The sequence below is a fragment of the Pseudomonas sp. yb_9 genome, assembly GCF_043103635.1.
Lineage (GTDB): Bacteria > Pseudomonadota > Gammaproteobacteria > Pseudomonadales > Pseudomonadaceae > Aquipseudomonas > Aquipseudomonas monteilii.
This window is the reverse complement of sequence record NZ_JBICKA010000047.1, coordinates 34,852-53,722: the sequence shown is the minus strand read 5'-3', so window position 1 is coordinate 53,722 and position 18,871 is coordinate 34,852. Positions and strand designations below refer to the sequence as shown.

General features: G+C 62.2%; 18 protein-coding genes and 2 pseudogenes. 6 read left to right on the top strand and 14 right to left on the bottom strand.

Annotated elements, in window-relative coordinates; all coding sequences use genetic code 11:
• Positions 1-49 precede the first annotated feature (49 nt).
• The 5 genes from ACF8MI_RS13220 to ACF8MI_RS13200 all read left to right on the top strand — a co-directional run bounded on the left by ACF8MI_RS13220 (position 50) and on the right by ACF8MI_RS13200 (position 7,173).
• Positions 50-1,789, top strand: a complete 1,740-nt coding sequence (locus ACF8MI_RS13220) for a glucan biosynthesis protein G (protein WP_201296075.1) — start codon at positions 50-52, stop codon at positions 1,787-1,789.
• Positions 1,782-4,355, top strand: coding sequence for a glucans biosynthesis glucosyltransferase MdoH (gene mdoH / locus ACF8MI_RS13215; RefSeq protein ID WP_060500623.1), 2,574 nt, complete (start codon positions 1,782-1,784; stop codon positions 4,353-4,355). Before ACF8MI_RS13220 ends, mdoH begins: the two co-directional genes overlap by 8 nt.
• Before the next feature lie 251 nt (positions 4,356-4,606).
• Positions 4,607-5,404, top strand: coding sequence for a transporter substrate-binding domain-containing protein (locus tag ACF8MI_RS13210; protein WP_060500637.1), 798 nt, complete (start codon positions 4,607-4,609; stop codon positions 5,402-5,404).
• 79 nt (positions 5,405-5,483) lie between these two features.
• On the top strand, positions 5,484-6,446 hold the full coding sequence (locus ACF8MI_RS13205; RefSeq protein ID WP_200928863.1) for an amino acid ABC transporter permease: 963 nt from the start codon (positions 5,484-5,486) through the stop codon (positions 6,444-6,446).
• Complete coding sequence (locus ACF8MI_RS13200; protein ID WP_060500635.1) at positions 6,439-7,173, top strand: amino acid ABC transporter ATP-binding protein; 735 nt, start codon at positions 6,439-6,441, stop codon at positions 7,171-7,173. Before ACF8MI_RS13205 ends, ACF8MI_RS13200 begins: the two co-directional genes overlap by 8 nt.
• A gap of 337 nt (positions 7,174-7,510) precedes the next feature.
• Here the strand turns inward: ACF8MI_RS13200 and ACF8MI_RS13195 are convergent, their stop codons facing one another.
• The 14 genes and pseudogenes from ACF8MI_RS13195 to ubiE all read right to left on the bottom strand — a co-directional run bounded on the left by ACF8MI_RS13195 (position 7,511) and on the right by ubiE (position 18,466).
• Positions 7,511-8,356 (bottom strand): RHS repeat-associated core domain-containing protein, encoded by an 846-nt coding sequence (locus tag ACF8MI_RS13195; protein ID WP_392517568.1) that lies wholly within the window; start codon positions 8,354-8,356, stop codon positions 7,511-7,513.
• Positions 8,357-8,379: 23 nt separating this feature from the next.
• Positions 8,380-9,093, bottom strand: coding sequence for a methyl-accepting chemotaxis protein (locus tag ACF8MI_RS13190; RefSeq protein WP_392491774.1), 714 nt, complete (start codon positions 9,091-9,093; stop codon positions 8,380-8,382).
• Positions 9,094-9,234: 141 nt separating this feature from the next.
• Positions 9,235-10,320: pseudogene (locus tag ACF8MI_RS13185) on the bottom strand (methyl-accepting chemotaxis protein); the annotation flags it as partial.
• A 149-nt stretch (positions 10,321-10,469) separates the two neighbouring features.
• The gene (locus tag ACF8MI_RS13180; protein ID WP_371257697.1) at positions 10,470-11,183 is read right to left on the bottom strand and encodes a methyl-accepting chemotaxis protein; all 714 of its coding nucleotides are present in this window, start codon (positions 11,181-11,183) and stop codon (positions 10,470-10,472) included.
• Between the two features lie 141 nt (positions 11,184-11,324).
• A pseudogene (locus ACF8MI_RS13175) lies at positions 11,325-12,269 on the bottom strand (methyl-accepting chemotaxis protein); the annotation flags it as partial.
• Positions 12,270-12,486: 217 nt separating this feature from the next.
• Positions 12,487-13,194, bottom strand: coding sequence for a 16S rRNA (uracil(1498)-N(3))-methyltransferase (locus ACF8MI_RS13170; RefSeq protein ID WP_104833827.1), 708 nt, complete (start codon positions 13,192-13,194; stop codon positions 12,487-12,489).
• Positions 13,191-13,979: a twin-arginine translocase subunit TatC gene (gene tatC / locus ACF8MI_RS13165; RefSeq protein WP_016712436.1), complete on the bottom strand. Its 789-nt coding sequence runs from the start codon at positions 13,977-13,979 to the stop codon at positions 13,191-13,193. Before tatC ends, ACF8MI_RS13170 begins: the two co-directional genes overlap by 4 nt.
• Positions 13,976-14,353, bottom strand: a complete 378-nt coding sequence (gene tatB, locus ACF8MI_RS13160; RefSeq protein WP_060500613.1) for a Sec-independent protein translocase protein TatB — start codon at positions 14,351-14,353, stop codon at positions 13,976-13,978. The genes tatC and tatB overlap by 4 nt, the downstream gene beginning before the upstream one ends.
• Positions 14,354-14,356: 3 nt before the next feature.
• Entirely contained in the window at positions 14,357-14,629 is a 273-nt protein-coding gene (locus tag ACF8MI_RS13155) for a twin-arginine translocase TatA/TatE family subunit (protein WP_200928859.1), read from the bottom strand.
• Positions 14,630-14,654: 25 nt separating this feature from the next.
• Positions 14,655-14,990, bottom strand: a complete 336-nt coding sequence (locus tag ACF8MI_RS13150; protein WP_060500609.1) for a phosphoribosyl-ATP diphosphatase — start codon at positions 14,988-14,990, stop codon at positions 14,655-14,657.
• A 1-nt stretch (position 14,991) separates the two neighbouring features.
• Positions 14,992-15,384 (bottom strand): phosphoribosyl-AMP cyclohydrolase, encoded by a 393-nt coding sequence (hisI, locus tag ACF8MI_RS13145; protein WP_003249284.1) that lies wholly within the window; start codon positions 15,382-15,384, stop codon positions 14,992-14,994.
• Positions 15,385-15,456: 72 nt separating this feature from the next.
• Positions 15,457-17,076: a ubiquinone biosynthesis regulatory protein kinase UbiB gene (ubiB, locus tag ACF8MI_RS13140; protein ID WP_060500607.1), complete on the bottom strand. Its 1,620-nt coding sequence runs from the start codon at positions 17,074-17,076 to the stop codon at positions 15,457-15,459.
• Positions 17,073-17,696 carry an SCP2 domain-containing protein gene (locus ACF8MI_RS13135; RefSeq protein ID WP_060500605.1) on the bottom strand — a complete coding sequence of 208 codons (624 nt, stop codon included), beginning with the start codon at positions 17,694-17,696 and terminating at the stop codon, positions 17,073-17,075. The genes ubiB and ACF8MI_RS13135 overlap by 4 nt, the downstream gene beginning before the upstream one ends.
• Positions 17,696-18,466, bottom strand: a complete 771-nt coding sequence (ubiE, locus tag ACF8MI_RS13130) for a bifunctional demethylmenaquinone methyltransferase/2-methoxy-6-polyprenyl-1,4-benzoquinol methylase UbiE (RefSeq protein WP_016712431.1) — start codon at positions 18,464-18,466, stop codon at positions 17,696-17,698. Before ubiE ends, ACF8MI_RS13135 begins: the two co-directional genes overlap by 1 nt.
• 124 nt (positions 18,467-18,590) lie before the next feature.
• On the opposite strand from ubiE, the gene ACF8MI_RS13125 reads away from it, so the two are divergent.
• Entirely contained in the window at positions 18,591-18,866 is a 276-nt protein-coding gene (locus tag ACF8MI_RS13125; protein ID WP_016712430.1) for a polyhydroxyalkanoic acid system family protein, read from the top strand.
• Positions 18,867-18,871: the final 5 nt, after the last annotated feature.

Genomic DNA, 18,871 nt, shown 5'->3' with positions numbered 1-18,871 from the left:
TTTGTCGCTGGCCGTTGGTTTCATGATCTGTTTTCGGCGAGGGTTGCTCGTGATTGTTAGTCCCCAAAAAGCATCAAGAATCCCCGGAACCGGGCTGCGCAAGGCTTTGATGGCCAGTGTGGCACTGGTCGGCCTGATGAGCGCGGGCCAGCTGTGGGCATTCAATCTTGACGATGTTGCAGCCAAGGCAAAGGATCTGGCCGGCCAGAAGTACGAAGCACCCAAAAGCAACCTGCCGGCCGTATTCCGCGACATGAAGTTTGCGGACTATCAGAAAATTCATTTCCTGCAGGAAAAGGCCGAGTGGGCCAAGGACAAGACCCCGTTCAAGCTGTCGTTCTATCACCAGGGCATGCACTTCGATACCCCGGTAAAAATCAACGAGGTCACCGCCACCAAGGTCGAGGAAATCAAGTACGACCCGAGCCGCTTCGAGTTCGGTGACGTGCCACACGACCCGGAAACCACCAAAAATCTGGGTTACGCCGGCTTCCGCGTGCTGTACCCGATCAACAAGGCCGACAAGCAGGATGAGATCATGACCCTGCTTGGCGCCAGCTATTTCCGTGTGGTCGGCAAGGGCCACGTGTACGGCCTGTCGGCCCGTGGCCTGGCCATCGACACCGCGCTGCCATCGGGCGAGGAATTCCCGCGCTTCACCGAGTTCTGGGTCGAAAAACCCAAACCGGCCGACAAGCACCTGGTGATCTACGCCCTGCTGGATTCGCCACGCTCCACCGGTGCCTACAAGCTGACCCTGCGCCCGGGCAACGATACCGTGGTCGACGTACAGTCCCAGGTCTTCCTGCGTGACCAGGTCAGCCGCCTGGGCATAGCCCCGCTGACCAGCATGTACCTGTTCGGCCCTAACCAGCCGTCCAAGGTGCTCAACTACCGCCCGGCCCTGCACGACTCCGAAGGCCTGTCGATCCACGCCGGCAATGGCGAGTGGATCTGGCGCCCGCTGAACAACCCGAAACACCTGGCCGTGAGCAACTTCAGTGTCGAGAATCCGCGTGGTTTCGGCCTGATGCAGCGTCAGCGCGCCTTCAGCGACTACGAAGACCTCGACGACAACTACCAGAAGCGCCCAAGCGCCTGGATCGAGCCGAAGGGTGATTGGGGCAAAGGTACCGTCGACCTGGTCGAAATCCCGACTGCCGACGAGACCAACGACAACATCGTTGCCTTCTGGAGCCCGGAAAAGCTGCCGGAGCCAGGCAAGCCGTTCGAGTACGCCTACCGCCTGCACTGGACCATCAACGAGGCGAAGTTCCAGGCGCCTGAGTTGGGCTCGGTCAAGCAGACCCTGCGTTCCACCGGTGACGTGAAGCAGTCCAACCTGATTCGCCAGCCAGACGGCAGCGTGGCCTTCCTGGTCGACTTCGCCGGCCCGGCCCTGGCCGCACTGCCGGAAGACACCGCCGTGCGCAGCCAGATCAGCGTGGGCGACAACGCCGAGGTGGTCGAGAACAATCTGCGCTATAACCCTGAGACCAAGGGCTGGCGCCTGACCCTGCGCTTGAAGGTCAAGGAAGCCAACAAATCGACCGAAATGCGTGCCGCGCTGGTGCGCGATGTGCCGGTCGAACCCGCCAAGCCTGCGCAGGACGCCAAGCAGGACAAGGCCGCAGCCAAACATGCCAAGGCCGAGAAAGCCGTCAAGGCTGAGCAAACTGCCAAGGCCGAACAACCTGCCGCCGATGCGGCGCCCACCAACGGGGCCCCGGCCACCACCGAGAAGGTGCTGACCGAGACCTGGAGCTATCAGTTGCCTGCCGATGAGTAACTCAAGCGCAAGGCCAGTATCGCTTGGCGAGTACCTGGCTCACCTACCACTGAGTGACGAGCAACGGGCGGAGCTCGCCAATTGCACGTCGTTCAGTGAGCTGCACCAACGTTTGGCGGCCAAACCGGCCGCCGACGCTGCCGAGGCCGTGCAGGCCTCGGTGGGCCCGCGCCTGACCGTGGGCAGCGCCGCCGAGCTGGAAGACGCCGAAATGCTCGGTGTCGACGGCAGCGGCCGCCTGTGCCTGAAAATCGCCCCGCCGATCAAACGCACCAAAGTGGTGCCAGAGCCTTGGCGCACCAACGTGCTGATCCGCATGTGGCGGCGCATGACCGGCCGCACCAATGCCCCGCAGCCACCCAAGCGCGAGCTGCCGCCGGCGCGCTGGCGCACGGTCGGCTCGATCCGCCGCTACATCTTGCTGGCCCTGATGATCGGCCAGACCATCGTCGCCGGCTGGTACATGAAGGGCATCCTGCCCTACCAAGGCTGGTCGTTCGTCGACCTCGACGAAATCCTCAACCAGTCGCTGTGGGATACGGTGGTGCAGGTGTGGCCGTATGCCTTGCAAACCTCCATCCTGATTCTCTTCGGCATCCTGTTCTGCTGGGTGTCGGCGGGCTTCTGGACTGCGCTCATGGGCTTCCTCGAGCTGCTCACCGGGCGCGACAAGTACAAGATTTCGGGCAGCAGCGCCGGCAACGAGCCGATTGCACCCGAGGCGCGTACCGCACTGGTTATGCCGATCTGTAACGAAGACGTGCCGCGCGTGTTCGCCGGCCTGCGTGCAACGTTCGAGTCGGTGGCCGCCAGCGGCAACCTCGACCGTTTCGACTTCTTCGTGCTCAGCGACACCAACGACACCGACATTGCCGTGGCCGAGCAACAGGCCTGGCTGGACGTGTGCCGCGAAACCAAAGGCTTTGGCCGCATCTTCTACCGCCGCCGTCGGCGCCGGGTGAAGCGCAAGAGCGGCAACCTCGACGACTTCTGCCGTCGTTGGGGTGGCGAGTACAAGTACATGGTCGTGCTCGACGCCGACAGCGTCATGAGCGGCGAGTGCCTGAGCAGCCTGGTGCGCCTGATGGAGGCCAACCCGGACGCCGGCATCATCCAGACCGGGCCGAAAGCCTCGGGCATGGATACCCTGTATGCACGTATGCAGCAGTTCGCCACCCGCGTGTACGGCCCGCTGTTCACCGCCGGCCTGCACTTCTGGCAGCTGGGCGAGTCGCACTACTGGGGCCATAACGCGATCATCCGTATGAAGCCGTTCATCGAGCACTGCGCCCTGGCGCCGTTGCCGGGCAAGGGCGCGTTCGCCGGTGCAATCCTTTCTCACGACTTCGTCGAAGCCGCGCTGATGCGCCGTGCCGGCTGGGGCGTGTGGATCGCCTACGACCTACCGGGTAGCTATGAAGAGCTGCCGCCAAACCTGCTGGACGAGCTCAAGCGGGACCGCCGCTGGTGCCACGGCAACCTGATGAACTTCCGCCTGTTCCTGGTCAAGGGCATGCACCCGGTGCACCGTGCGGTGTTCCTCACCGGGGTGATGTCGTACCTGTCGGCGCCGCTGTGGTTCCTGTTCCTGGTGCTGTCGACTGCGCTGCTGGCGACCAACACCCTGATGGAGCCTCAGTACTTCATCGAGCCGTACCAGTTGTACCCGCTGTGGCCGCAGTGGCACCCGGAGAAGGCCGTGGCGCTGTTCTCCACCACCATCGTGCTGCTGTTCCTGCCCAAGCTGCTCAGTGTCATCCTGATCTGGGCCAAAGGTGCCGTCGAGTTCGGCGGGCGCGTCAAGGTCACCTTGTCGATGCTGATGGAGATGCTGTTCTCCATGCTGTTGGCACCGGTGCGCATGATCTTCCACACCCGCTTCGTGCTGGCCGCGTTCCTCGGCTGGGCCGCGACCTGGAATTCGCCGCAACGTGACGACGACTCCACTCCGTGGGGCGAGGCTGTGCGCCGCCATGGTCCGCAAACCCTGCTGGGTATTGCCTGGGCTGGGCTGGTGGCGTGGCTGAACCCGAGCTTCCTGTGGTGGCTGGCGCCTATCGTTGGCTCGCTGGTGCTGTCGATCCCGGTTTCGGTGATTTCCAGCCGTACGCGCCTGGGCCTGGCAGCCAAAGACGAGAAGCTGTTCCTCATTCCCGAGGAATACGCTACCCCGCAAGAGTTGCTGGCCACCGACCGGTACACCCACGAGAACCGCTGGCATGCCCTGCATGACGGCTTCGTGCGGGCCGTGGTCGACCCACGCCAGAACGCCCTGGCTTGTGCCATGGCCACTGCCCGTCATGGTCAGGCGGCGCCGATCGAAGCGCTGCGTGCTGAGCGTGTGGCCAAGGCCATGGAGGTTGGGCCGAAAGGGCTGGACCTCAATACCCGCCTGGCCCTGCTCAGCGACCCGGTGGCCTTGAGCCGCCTGCACGAGCAGGTGTGGGCCGAGCCCAATGCGGCGTGGATCGATGTGTGGCGTGCGTCGATCAAGAACGACCCACATTCGCCGCTGTTGCCGCTGCATCCGGAGAACGAAGGCCAACCGGCACTCGTCGGCGCCTGATTGATCGCAATCGCGAGCTACGCTCGCTCCTACGATGAATACCCGTAGGAGCGAGCGTAGCTCGCGATGCGCCGCGCAAGCGGCGCTCGATTCTTCGGCCACAATCCGATTTTGGCCAACAAAGTCCCCCCCGGCTCTAGGTCCCCGAGCCGCCATGCGTTAGCATCCCATTCCGAAACGACGCCTCGGCCAGTACGGCCGTGCCAATACAATAAGATTCGCTACTTTTCTTGCTAGGGGACTTGGTGATGATCAAGAAATACCTTTCGCGACTGCTGGTCGGTGTTACCGCCCTGGTCGCCGTGACAGCGGCCCAGGCCGGCGCCATCGATGATGCAGTCAAGCGCGGCACCCTGCGGGTGGGCATGGACCCGACCTACATGCCGTTCCAGATGACCAACAAGCGTGGCGAAATCATCGGCTTCGAAGTCGATATCCTCAAAGCCATGGCCAAGTCCATGGGCGTCAAGTTCGAAGCTGTATCCACCGCCTATGACGGCATCATCCCGGCCCTGCTGACCGACAAGTTCGACATGATCGGCAGCGGCATGACCCTGACCCAGGAACGCAACCTGCGCCTGAACTTCAGCGAACCCTTCATCGTGGTGGGTCAGACCCTGCTGATTCGCAAGGAACTGGCGGGCGAGATCAAGTCGTACAAAGACCTCAACAACGAGAAGTACCGCCTGACGTCCAAGTTGGGCACCACCGGTGAAATGGTCGCCAAGAAGCTGATCGGCAAAGCCAAGTACCACGGCTACGACAACGAGCAGGAAGCGGTGATGGATGTTGTCAACGGCAAGGCTGATGCCTTCGTCTACGACGCACCGTACAACGTGGTGGCCGTTGAGAAGGCCGGCGCTGGCAAGCTGCTGTTCCTCGAAGAACCCTTCACCTACGAGCCGCTGGCCTTCGGCCTGAAGAAAGGCGACTACGACAGCATCAACTTCATCAACAACTTCCTGCACCAGATCAAGCATGACGGGACCTACGATCGTATTCACGACAAGTGGTTCAAGAACAAGGACTGGCTGAAGGAAATGGAATAAGGCCCAGGCCATAAGCCCGGCTTTATGACCCCGACGCGCAGGCAAACCCTGCGCGTTCGCATTTACGGAAGTACCCCACGTGATCAAACACAAGAAAGCCCAGTGGCACTGGCACGGGCTGACCGCCCTGGTGCTGGTAGGCCTGGCGATCAGCCTGTACATGGCCACCTCGATGATTTCCTACGAGTGGCGCTGGAACCGTGTACCGCAATACTTCGCCTACAAGGCCGAGGAAACACAGCGCGCTGCCAATTACGGCACCGTGCAGGACATCGTCATCTCCGGCGATAACGCCCGCGTCACGCTGAAAGATGAAAGCGGCGCCGAACAAGTACTTGATGTGGCCAAGGACAGCCTGCAACTGAGTCGTGGCGACGATGTGGCCGAAGGCGACCAGATTGGCGTCACCCGTCATTGGGCGGCTGGCCCGCTGGCATGGGGCCTGTGGACCACGCTGTGGATCTCGGTAGTGTCCGGCGCCCTGGGCCTGGTAATCGGCCTGTTCGCCGGTTTGTGCCGTTTGTCGAACAACCCGACCCTGCGCGACCTGTCGACCGTTTATGTCGAACTGGTGCGCGGCACGCCGCTGCTGGTACAGATCTTCATCTTCTACTTCTTCATCGGCACCGTGCTCAACCTGTCCCGGGAGTTTGCCGGGGTGGCGGCACTGGCGCTGTTCACTGGCGCCTATGTGGCCGAAATCGTCCGTGCCGGGGTGCAGTCCATTGCCAAGGGCCAGAACGAAGCGGCCCGCTCGCTGGGCCTGAACGCCGGCCAGTCGATGCGGCACGTCATCTTGCCGCAGGCATTCAAACGCGTGCTGCCGCCGCTGGCCGGCCAGTTCATCAGCCTGGTCAAAGACACCTCGTTGGTTTCGGTGATCGCCATTACCGAACTGACCAAGAGCGGCCGTGAGGCCATCACCACCTCGTTCTCGACGTTCGAGATCTGGTTCTGCGTGGCAGGCCTGTACCTGCTGATCAACCTGCCGCTGTCGCACATTGCCAGCCGGCTCGAGCGGAGGCTTGCGCAAAGTGATTGAAGTCCGTGACCTGCTGAAAGTCTTCGACACCCGTGGCCAAGTGGTACGGGCTGTGGATAACGTCACCACCCATGTCGCCAAGGGCGAGGTGGTAGTGGTGCTCGGCCCATCGGGCTCGGGTAAGTCGACCTTCCTGCGCTGCCTGAACGGCCTGGAGCATTTCGACGAGGGCCATGTGGCCATTGATGGCCTGCAGCTGGCCGACCCCAAGACCGACATCAACGCGTACCGCCGTGAAGTGGGCATGGTGTTCCAGCACTTCAACCTGTTCCCGCACATGACCGTGCTGGAAAACCTGTGCCTGGCGCAGAAGGTGGTGCGCAAGCGCAGCAAGGCCGAGCGCGAGGCCAAGGCGCGTGCGTTGCTGGAGAAGGTGGGCATTGCCCAGAAGGCCAACGAATACCCGTCACGCCTGTCCGGTGGTCAGCAGCAGCGGGTGGCCATTGCCCGCGCCCTGGCCATGGACCCGAAGGTGATGCTGTTTGACGAGCCCACCTCGGCGCTGGACCCGGAAATGGTCGGCGAGGTGCTGGATGTGATGAAGACCCTGGCCCAGGAAGGCATGACCATGGTCTGCGTCACCCATGAAATGGGCTTTGCCCGGGAAGTGGCGGACCGGGTGCTGTTCTTCGATCACGGCAAGCTGCTGGAAGATGCGGCGCCGGCACAGTTCTTCGAGGCGCCGGAGGATGGGCGGGCGCAGGCGTTTTTGCGGCAGGTGCTGTGAGTGGAGGAGGGCGCATTGCGTCCCTCCTGTAAGCAGATTTTTGGCTGGTTAATATATAAATGCGTGAATTGATCCGCGTTCAATGGGTGCGGTTTTACTTTTTCTGATTTGGGCTGACAATGTTAATATGTGGTTTTGCATTTCACTGTAATCTTCTCCTTTAAAGCGAGTTAACTTGAGCTGGGTGGTGTGAAAGTTGAGCTGCTCGAGAAGATTGTTAATGCTCCAGTTTATTTGTTTTAGTTGTTTGGGTGCATCTTTTTTTGCAGTCTTTAGCATACTTTTGCAATGCGTTCTTCAACGCTCATTTTGTTTCGGTATCCCCAGTTGCCGTCGCCTACTGGTAGGCTTCTGCTAAAACCCTGCGTGCACTCTCTAGCTTGTTTTTAGCATTAACTATACGCGAGGACTGATAAAGGCGTTTACCGTCTAGAGTGTTGATTTTTTCTATCAGACTCAGGCTTGCTTCGGCATGTGTGCGTGTGTGTGGGTTCTCTAGAAGACTTGGGGTGTATTCAGTTACGCTGGAAGTTTCCTGGACCAATCGGCGCCTGATATGGTCGAATTTTGAATGTGGCACAAAAATTTTTGCATGACCCGATGGGTCGACGGCGTTGATAGGATCACCTTCGCAGTAGGCATAATAGTTCAGGATTTCAAAGGGTGGTACGGTATCACTCGATTTGAAGCGATTGATCTCAGGCGAAAAAGCGCGGAAGCCTTTGCCAAGTAAATAGCTTTCACATAGCGGGTCGAGTAGTTCTCCCGCGTATGCGGGAATTCCTCTTTCGCTGCTTTTGGTATACCCAAACGGCGTATAGTTGATGTTGCGGGTTTCGAGTGTGCTGTGTGTTGTCAAGATCGAGTGGTTTTGATCGTGGGCAAGTAGCGAAGGTGATGGGCGTGCGCTGCTGAGCACAGCAAGAGGGCCAGTGATGCACCGGAGGAATATAGAAGTAGAACATTTCTGCAAGGTATTGAATACGTGATTGTTCTGGTAGAATATTTGCGTTGTAAACTCTGTATTCGTCATGACTACGCCTCGATCTGGATGAGTGTCGCGAATACGCTTATGGCGCTGGAAATTAACGACAACTGGCATTTTTGTCAGGTGCTCTCGCGTTACGCCACGCGTGTCAGTGGGCTGCAAGGCAGCCCATGAGGCGCTGATCATCAGGTACATCTGGCCTCTTGATTAGGGTCCCTTCAGATACTGAATCGCCCCACCATCCCCCGGAGTTGCTGCCCCAGCTGCTCCAGCTCGCCACTTGACGCGGCAGTCTGTTCACTGGCCGCACTGGTCTGGTCAGACACATCCCGCACATTCAGCACGCTTCGGTTGATCTGCTCGGCCACCACGCTCTGCTCCTCGCTGGCGGTGGCAATCTGCTGGTTCATGCTCTGGATGCTCGACACCGTGTGGGTGATCTGGCCCAGGGCATCACCGGCTTTGCGGCTGAGCTCGACGCTCTGCTCGGTCAGGCGTTTGCTGTTGTCCAGCAGGTGGGTGACCTCGTCGGTACCGTTGTGCAGGCTGCTGATCAGTTGGCTGATTTCTTCGGTGGCGGTCGAGGTGCGTTGCGCCAGGCCGCGCACTTCATCGGCCACCACGGCAAAACCACGGCCTGCTTCCCCTGCGCGGGCGGCTTCGATCGCCGCGTTCAGGGCCAGCAGGTTGGTCTGTTCGGACACCGACTTGATCACATCGAGGATGCTGCCAATCCGCTGGCTTTCGCCCGCCAGGTGCTGCATGGCCGTCAGGCAATGGTCCATCTGCCCGGCCAGTTGCTCGATACGGCCGATGGCTTCGGCTACCACCTGGTCACCCAGTTGCGCCTGCTGGTCGGCGTTGGTCGCGGCCAGCGAGGCCTGCTCGGCGTTCTGTGCCACTTCCTGCACGGTGGCGCTCATCTGGTTCATGGCGGTGGCCACCTGGTCCGTTTCCTCACGCTGCTGGTTGATGCGCAGCTTGGTATCCTCGCTGCTGGTCGCCAGCTGTGTGGCAGCCTGCGACAGCTGACCAACACCCTGGTCGATGCCCCCGATCAGCTCGCGCAGGCTCAAGGTCATTTCGCGCATGCTGGTTTGCAGCTGACCCATTTCGTCGCGGCGTTGCACGGTGTCAACCTGGCTCAGGTCACCCTTGGCGATGCGCGCGGCCACGGCCAGTGTCTGACGTAGTGGCTGCGTGATCTGCAGGGTAATCAGCCAGGCGGCTACCACCCCAAGCAACAGCGCCAGCAGCGCCACGCTGGTGAGCAGCGAGCGGGCGGCCAGGGCTTCGCTGTCCCGTTGTTCAACTTTGCGCCCGGCCAGTTCTACACTCGCCACGCCCAGTTCGTCGCCCATTTTTTCCATGCTGTCCTGCAACTGCTCGGCGCGCACCGCTGCGCGGCGGTACTGATCCAGGCTGGCCCGGTATTTGGCCAACTCGACGCCGGGCTGCTCGGTCAGTGATCGTGGCAAGCTCAGCGGCGCCAGAGCCTTTAGCAGTTGCTCAAGGCTCTTGTCGGCGGCGTCCAGTGCATCGTCGCCGACCTTGGTGAACGCCTCGACGGGCGAGAAGGTGTAGGCCGGTACAAGGCTTTGCTGGTTGGCGCCTTCGACATGGCGACTGAGGCTTTCCATCAGGCCCAGCGCGCTGCCTTGTTGGCTCTCAGACATCGTCAGCAAGGCTTGGGTCTGCAAGTCGTCGATGACATCGTCCAGTTTGAGCGCTTGCGCTTGCATGGCCTGGCGCAGTGTCGTACGGCTGGCGACGGTGCTTTGCAGCTCGGTGAAGTCTTCGCGCAGCTGTTGCAGCAATTGCAGTTTCTGCGTCAGCAACTGACGGGACTCGTCAACGCTGCTGCGCTGCTGCAACGTGGTCAGCATGCGCTCCAGTTGCTCGATGGCCTGCTGGATGCGTGCCTTGCTGGTGTCGTCGCTGAGTACGCGGAAGGTGATGCGCTCGGCACGCAGGTCTTTGACCAGATCGTTAATATGGCCAATTTCACTGAGCTGTTGCGAGCGGTTGATGGCGCCATCCAGAGCACGCCAGCCGCTGATGGTGGTGGCCAGGGTGAGCAGCAGGACCACGGCGAAGCCGAGGGCCAGCTTGGCGGCGACATTGAGGTTGCCTAGCTTGCGGTTGAGGTAGCCGAGCATGGGAAGTCTCCGTGCGATTGGGGGAGGGCATGCAGGCGTATTACCAGCATGACACCTCTGCCAATCGGCAGCGGAGCTGTAGGACTTGACCTGATAATCAGGTAGGAAATTTCACTGCTGTATGTAGGAAGGTTCTCTGGCTCCTCGGTTTAGAGCCTGAACCGCCCCACCAACCCCTGCAGGTGCGTGCCCAGCCGCGCCAGCTCCACGCTGGAACTGGCTGTCTCTTCACTGGCTGCCGAGGTCTGGTCGGAAATGTCCCGCACATTCATCACGCTGCGGTTGATCTCTTCGGCCACGGCCGTCTGTTCTTCTGCAGCTGTGGCAATCTGCTGGTTCATCGCCTGGATCGACGACACGGTACGGGTGATGGTTTCCAGCGAACTGCCGGCGCGGCGGGTCAGCTCGACGCTGCTGTCGGTCAGCTGGCGGCTGTTGTCCATCACAGTGGCCACCCGTTGGGTGCCGCTTTGCAGGCCGGCAATCAGCTCTTCGATCTCTTCGGTCGACTGCTGGGTGCGCTGGGCCAGGCTGCGCACTTCGTCGGCCACCACGGCAAAGCCACGCCCGGCCTCGCCGGCGCGGGCGGCTTCGATGGCGGCGTTCAGGGCCAACAGGTTGGTCTGTTGAGCCACCGACTTGATCACATCGAGCACGCTGCCGATTTTGTCGCTCTCGGCCTTGAGCTGGTTCATCGCTTCGCTGGAGTTGACCACTTCGCCCGCCAGGCGCTCGATCTGCGCCACGGCCTCGCCCACCACACGGTCCCCTTCGCGGGCTTGCTGGTCGGCCATCAGGGCGGCTTCCGAGGCCTGCTCGGCGTTGCGCGCCACTTCATGCACAGTGGCGGTCATCTGGTTCATGGCGGTCGCCACTTGATCCGTCTCGACCTTTTGGTTGTTCACCCCGGCGCTGGTTTGCTCGGTGACGGCAGAGAGCTGTTCGGCGGCGCTGGCGATCTGCGTTACCCCGTCGCCAATGCCGCCGATCAACTCGCGCAGGCCTTGGGTCATGCGCTGCATGCTGGCCTGCAACTGGCCCAGCTCGTCGCGGCGTTGTACGGGCAGGTTCTGGGTCAGGTCGCCATTGGCCACCCGCTCGGCGGCGCGCAGGGTCTGGCGCAAAGGGATGATGATCTGCCGGGTAATGGCCCAGGCGGCCACCAGGCCAAAGGCGAGGGCCAGCACGGTTGCAAGCGCGAGCAGGGTTTTGGCCTGGGCTGCAGCGGCGTCGCGCACTTCGGTTTGGGACGTGGTCATCGCCTGGCTGGTCTGCAGCAGTACCGTGCCTTGTTCGGCCATGCGTTGCAGGGCCTGCTCGCTGGCGGTCTGGGCATTGCCGAACTGGATGACCGCATCACGGTAGCCACCCATGGCTGTGGCGGCATCGTCCAGGCTGGCGGCATGTTCGGCAGGCACCTTGGACGGCAGCGCATGCAACTCGGCCAGTGCCTGGTCGATGGCCTTCAACGCCGTTTGCTGGAAGTCGGCGTTGCCGCTGTAGGTGTAGCCGCGCACCTGAAAACGTGCCTGCTGCAGCAGGGCGCTCACATCCACCGCATGCTGGTACTGGTTGATATCGCCACCTTGCTGCAGGCCTCGCTGCACGCGGCCGATCAGTTCCGCTGCCTTGTCGGCGCTGTCGCCGAGCACGTCACGGCTGGCTTCGCGGCGCTGGCCAGCCTGTTTCAGTTCGTTGAATGCCTGCTGGTAGGTGCGCACGGCTTCGCGCTGCTGCTCCAGGCGTTGGCGATCGGCGGGGTGCTCGATCAACCCGAGCATCAGCTGTACCTGGCGGTCGAGGTTGGCCAAGGCCTTTTCCAGTTCTGCCACCGAGGCATCGTCACGCCGGCGCTCGTAGTGCTGTCGAGCAATGCGCAGTTCCTGGGTGTACTGCTGGATGACCGAGATGTTTCCCAGCTTGTCGCCATGGTCGATGATGCTGTCCATGCCGTGCCAGCCGGTCAGGGTGATAGCCAGGGTCAACAGCAGCACCAGGCCGAAGCCCAGCCCCAGTTTGCGATTGACGCTCACATTGCCCAGCGATTGGGCTAACCATTGATACATGTACGACTCCCTGGCGACTTGGCAGTACAAATAGTTGTTGTATTGCCAATGCATCGGCCTGGGAGAGGGAAACTTGATGGGCGAAAAAACGGCGTTTGCGTCAGAAAATACGCGAAAGCAGCGCTGTTACCGCGGTCTCGACCCGCAAGATACGGTCACCGAGTTGCACCGGCGCCAGCCCGGCCTTGCCTAGGAGGTCGACTTCGTAGGGGATCCAGCCGCCTTCGGGGCCGATGGCCAGGGTAACGGCTTGCTCCACGGCACGGGGGCAGGCGGGGTAGGGGCCGGGGTGGCCGACCAGGCCCAGGGTACCAGCCGCGATGGCGGGCAGGCGGTCTTCGACGAAGGGCTTGAAGCGCTTTTCGATGATGACTTCGGGCAGCACGGTGTCGCGCGCCTGTTCCAGGCCAAGGATCAGGTTTTCGCGAATGCTCTCGGGCTGCAGGAAGGGCGTTTGCCAGAAGCTTTTCTCGACCTTGTAGCTGTTCACCAGGATCAGGCGTGGCACGCCCAGGGTGGCCACGGTCTGGAACAGCCGACGTAGCATTTTCGGCCGCGGCACCGCCAGCACCAGGGTCAGCGGCAGCTTGGCCGGTGGGGGCTGGTCAAACGCAACTTCCAGCTCGGCTTCGTGCTTTTCCAGGCGTAGCACCGTGGCCTTGCCCATTAGGCCGTTGATACGGCCCACGCGCAGGTTGTCGCCCACCGCCACGCGGTGGATGTCCTGCATGTGGGTGAAGCGCCGGTCAGCAAGAACGACGCGGTCGGCCGAAACAAAGTCGGCCTCTTCAAGAAGCAGCAGGTTCACGGTTGGGTCGCAGGTGGCTGGTCGTTATGGTCGTCGGCGGTTTCGTCATGGGCGCTGCGTTTGCGAATCATGCTGCCGCACAGCACACCCACCTCGAACAGCAGCCACATGGGCACGGCCAGCAGGGTCTGGGAGAAGATATCCGGCGGGGTGAGCACCATGCCGACCACGAAGCAGCCGATGATCACGTAGGGGCGGATCTTCTTCAGGTACTTCACGTCGACCACGCCGATCCATACCAGCAGCACCACTGCTACCGGGATTTCGAAGGCCACGCCAAAGGCGAAGAACAGCGTCATCACGAAGTCGAGGTAGCTGGCGATGTCGGTCATCATCGACACGCCTTCCGGCGTGGCGCTGGCGAAGAAGCCGAAGATCAGCGGGAACACCAGGAAATAGGCGAACGCCATGCCGGCATAGAACAGGAAGATGCTCGACACCAGCAGCGGAATGGCGATGCGCTTTTCATGGCGGTACAGCCCGGGTGCGATAAAGCCCCAGATCTGCTGCAGGATGAACGGAATCGCCAGGAACAGCGACACGATCATGGTCAGCTTGAACGGCGTGAGGAACGGCGAGGCCACGTCGGTGGCGATCATCGTCGCATTGGCCGGCAAGTGCTCGCGCAGCGGCGCCGAGACCAGTGTGTAGATCTGCTGGGCGAAGGAGAACAGCCCGGCAAAGATCAGGAAAATAACGGCAACGCACCGCAGCAGGCGGGTGCGCAGTTCGGTCAGGTGCGAAACCAGCGGCATCGGCTGGTCGTGTTCCGGGATCTCGCTCATGGGGCTCGCGGCGGTTGAGGCGGTTCAGAAGGCGTGGCCGGGGCGGCAGGCGGCTCGACCGGCCTGGCTTCCAGCCCGGCAGGTGGCTGCACGCTGGCCGTGGTTACCGGCGGCTGTGCGGGTGGCGTCATCGGGTTGAGGATGCGCTTGGCTTCTTCTTCCATCTGCAGGATGTGTTCGTTGTGCAGCTGGCGGCGGATGTCGTCGGCGCCGATCTCGCGCTCCACTTCCATCTTGATGCTGTTGAAGCTGCGCTTGAGGCGGCCGATCCACAGGCCTGCCGTGCGCGCGGCACCCGGCAGGCGCTCGGGCCCGAGCACCAGCAGAGCGACCAGGCCGACGAGCAGCAGCTCGCTGAAACTGATGCCGAACATGGGTCAGTCTTTCCGCTGTGGCTCTTGGACCGGCTGGGCCTGGCCTTCGATGGTGTGGCCTTGGCTCTGCTGCGCAGTGTTCTGCACCGGCGGAGCAGGTTGGGCAGGCGGCGGTGTTGGCTCGGCCGGCTTGTTCTCTTCGTCGTTCATGGCCTTGCGGAAGCCCTTGATCGACTCGCCCAGGTCGCTGCCGAAGTTTTTCAGCTTTTTGGTGCCGAACACCAGGACCACGACGACCAGCAGGACGATCCAGTGTTTCCAGTCAAAAATACCCATGGTGCTCTCCTAGAATGCGTTGTGCTCAAGCCGAAGGCTGTCGCGCGGCCTTTTCATCGTGCCCGGACAGCCCGAAACGGCGCTCCAGCTCATCGAGCACGGCCTGTGGGTGCTGTCCCAGCGCGCTGAGCATCACCAGGCTATGAAACCACAGGTCGGCGGTTTCGTAGATGACATCGCTGTAATCCTTGCTCACGGCGGCATCTTTGGCCGCGATGATGGTCTCGACCGATTCTTCGCCGAGCTTTTCGAGGATCTTGTTCAGGCCCTTGTGGTACAGGCTGGCCACGTAGGAGCTGTCAGGCGCCGCTTGCTTGCGTTCTTCAAGCACTTGGGCCAGGCGGTTGAGGGTGTCGCTCATGTCAGTGTCCTGCGCTGTAGATGGCATCGGGGTCCTTCAGGACCGGGTCGACGATTTTCCACTGGCCGTCTTCGTACACGCGGTAGAAGCAGCTTTCACGGCCGGTATGGCAGGCGATATGACCCAGTTGCTCGACCATCAGGATGATCACGTCGGCGTCGCAGTCCAGGCGCAGCTCATGCAGCTTTTGCACATGCCCGGATTCCTCGCCCTTGCGCCACAGCTTGCCACGCGAACGCGACCAGTAGATGGCGCGTTGCTCGGCGGCGGTAAGTGCCAGCGATTCGCGGTTCATCCAGGCCATCATCAGCACGCGTCCGGTCTTGTGGTCCTGGGCGATTGCCGGTACCAGGCCATCGCTGTTCCACTTGATCTCGTCCAGCCAGTCTTTCATCGTCGACTCCAAAACGGGCCCGCTCCTGTACCGGGCCCTTTGCGCTAGTGTGCCAGCCACGGGCGCGGCTGGCTATTGGCGTACGATCAGGTAAAGGCCTGCGGCCAGCATCAGCCAGGCCGGCCACGCAGCCGGGGCGGCCAGGCTGGCGGCTTCGGCGGCGCCAGCGGCCAGTACCGCACCTCCACCGAGCAGGCCGGCGCCCAGCAGGCGCAGTGCCCAGCGGTCGCCCTGGCGGCGCCGTTCCGGCAGTTGCGGGTCGTGCAGGTGCGGCTGTGACAGGCGTTCGAGCAGGTCGCGGGCCATGTCGGCCAGGTGCGGCAGTTGCTCGACCTGGCTGTGGATGTTGCCGAACATCGCCTTGGGGCTGTAACGGTCGCGCATCCAGCGTTCCAGGTACGGCTTGGCAGTGCTCCACAGGTCCAGGTCGGGGTACAGCTGGCGGCCCAGGCCTTCGATGTTGAGCAGGGTCTTTTGCAGCAGCACCAACTGCGGCTGCACTTCCATGTTGAAGCGCCGTGCGGTTTGGAACAGGCGCATCAGCACCTGGCCGAAGGAAATATCCTTTAACGGTTTTTCGAAGATTGGCTCGCACACGGTGCGGATCGCTGCTTCGAATTCGTTGACCTTGGTGTGCGCTGGTACCCAGCCCGAGTCGATGTGCAGCTGGGCGACGCGGCGGTAGTCACGCTTGAAGAAGGCAATCAGGTTACGCGCCAGGTAGTCCTGGTCCTCGGCCGTAAGGCTACCGACAATGCCACAGTCGATAGCGATGTACTGCGGGCTCCACGGCTTAACGGTGCTGACGAAGATGTTGCCGGGGTGCATGTCGGCATGGAAGAAACTGTCGCGGAACACCTGGGTGAAGAACACTTCCACGCCACGCTCGGCCAGCAGTTTCATGTCGGTGCGCTGGTCGGCCAGGGTGGCCATGTCGGTCACCGGCACGCCGTAGATGCGCTCCATCACCAGCACCTTGGGGCGGCACAGGTCCCAGTACACCTGGGGCACGTACATCAGCTCGGAGCCTTCGAAGTTGCGCCGCAGCTGGCTGGCGTTGGCCGCTTCGCGCAGCAGGTCGAGCTCGTCGTAAATGGTTTTTTCGTAGTCGCCAACGATTTCCACCGGGTGAAGGCGGCGGGCATCGGCGGAGGCGCGCTCGGCGGCCTTGGCGATCAGGAACAGCCAGGCCAAGTCCTGGGCAATGACCGGCTTCAGGCCCGGGCGCACCACCTTGACCACCACTTCTTCGCCGGTCTTGAGGCGTGCAGCATGCACCTGGGCCACCGAGGCCGAGGCCAGTGGCTCCACGTCGAAGCGGCTGAACAGCTGCGCCACCGGGGCGCCCAGCTGTGCCTCGATCAAGGCCACGGCCTGCTTGGGGTCGAACGGCGGCACACGGTCCTGCAACAGCATCAGCTCGTCGGCGATGTCGTTGGGCAGCAGGTCGCGACGGGTGGACAGCAACTGGCCGAACTTGATGAAGATTGGCCCCAGGTCCTGCAATGCCAGGCGCAGGCGCGCGCCACGGCTCAGCTCGGACGGCTTGCGCGGCAGCCAGCGCCACGGCATCAGCAGGCGCAGGCTCATCAGCCACCAGGGCAGCGGCAGGTCGAACAGCAGGTCATCGAGACGGTAGCGGATCACCACACGCTGGATGCGAAAAAGACGGCGGACGGCGAGCAGCTTCATGCGTTATCGCTGGTATCAAGTGATCGGGAGAGGCGCTTGAGGCGGGCCTCAAGGCGTTCTGTGTCGAGTTTCAGGGCATCGAGTTCGCTGAAGGCGGCTTCGGCTTCGCGTTTGCCCACCAGGGTGCGGGACTCTTCGGCCAGGTACTCGGACAGGTTCTGGCTGAAGCGCGCCAGGCCCTGGCGGGTCCAGCGTGCACGCAGGCGGATATGGCCGGCCAGCATGGCCGTGGCAACCGGGCCGAGCCAGCGTTGCAGCTCGTGCTCCCAGTCCAGCTCCAGATCCTGCAGCACGCCGAACAGGTCGAGCAGCACGGCGCTGTCGCCATGCAGTTCGACCTGCGGGCTGTGCAGCACGGCGGTCTTGTCCCTGGCCAGGGCCAGTTGCGCCAGGCTGCCAGCCGGGGCGCGCAGGCTGCAGTCGACGTCGCCCTGCCAGTGTGCGGCGAGCATCATGCCTTCTTCATCGGGCAGGATGAACACCTGCAGGGCCGGTTGGCGGCAGTCGATCTCGATGACCTTGCCTTCCAGCGCGGCCAGGCGCGGCAGGGCCGTGCTGTCCATGCGCAGGATGCGGTTCAGGCCATGTTCGACGCTGGCGAGCAGCCCGGCCAGCAGCATCAGGGTTTGATCCCCCGGTGCACGGCAACGATGCCGCTGGTCATGTTGTGGTAGGTGACGCGGTCGAAACCGGCCTCGACCATCATGCTCTTCAGGGTTTCCTGGTCCGGGTGCATGCGGATCGATTCGGCCAGGTAACGGTAGCTTTCCGAGTCATTGGTGATCAGCTTGCCGGCCAGCGGCATGAAGGCGAACGAGTAGGCATCGTAGGCCTTGGACATCAGCTTGTTGGTCGGCTTGGAGAACTCCAGGATCAACAGGCGGCCGCCCGGCTTGAGCACGCGCAGCATCGAACGGATGGCTTCGTCCTTATGGGTGACGTTGCGCAGGCCGAAAGCGATGGTCACGCAGTCGAAGTGGTTGTCCGGGAACGGCAGCTTTTCAGCGTCGGCCTGGACGAACTCGATGTTGCCGGCCACACCACGGTCGAGCAGGCGGTCACGGCCGACCTTGAGCATCGAATCATTGATGTCGGCCAGCACCACCTGGCCGGTCGGGCCTACAAGGCGCGAGAACTTGGCGGCCAGGTCGCCGGTACCGCCGGCGATATCCAGCACGCGGTTGCCGCTGCGCACGCCCGACAGCTCGATGGTAAAGCGCTTCCACAGGCGGTGCATGCCGCCGGACAGCACGTCGTTCATCAGGTCGTACTTGGCGGCCACCGAGTGGAACACTTCGGCGACTTTCTTCGCCTTCTGGCTTTCAGGGACGTCCTGGTAGCCGAAATGGGTGGTGGGTTCGGCGTGTTCGCCTTTGCGCTGGTCGTTCATATCGCTTCACCGGAAAAAATTACCGCCATTCTAGGGCGAACGGGCGGATTTGTCTTGGCGGGGTGTGCCAGTCGGCAGGGGCGGGCATAATGCCGATTATGTCTACATCTTCAGGAACACCCGCATGACCCAGATCAGCGTCGAACGCAAACACTCCCTCGGCCGCGATGCCGCCCGTGCCAAGGCCGAAGCCCTGGTCGACAAGCTCAGCCGCGAATACGACCTGAAGGCCACCTGGAACGGTGACCGGGTCGATGTGGCGCGCAGCGGTGCCAACGGCAGCGTGCACATTGGCGAGGACAGCATCCGTGTGGAGCTGAAGCTGGGCATGATGCTGTCGATGATGAGCGGCACCATCAAGGGTGAAATAGAGCGGGCGCTGGACAAGGCGCTGGCCTGACGCCC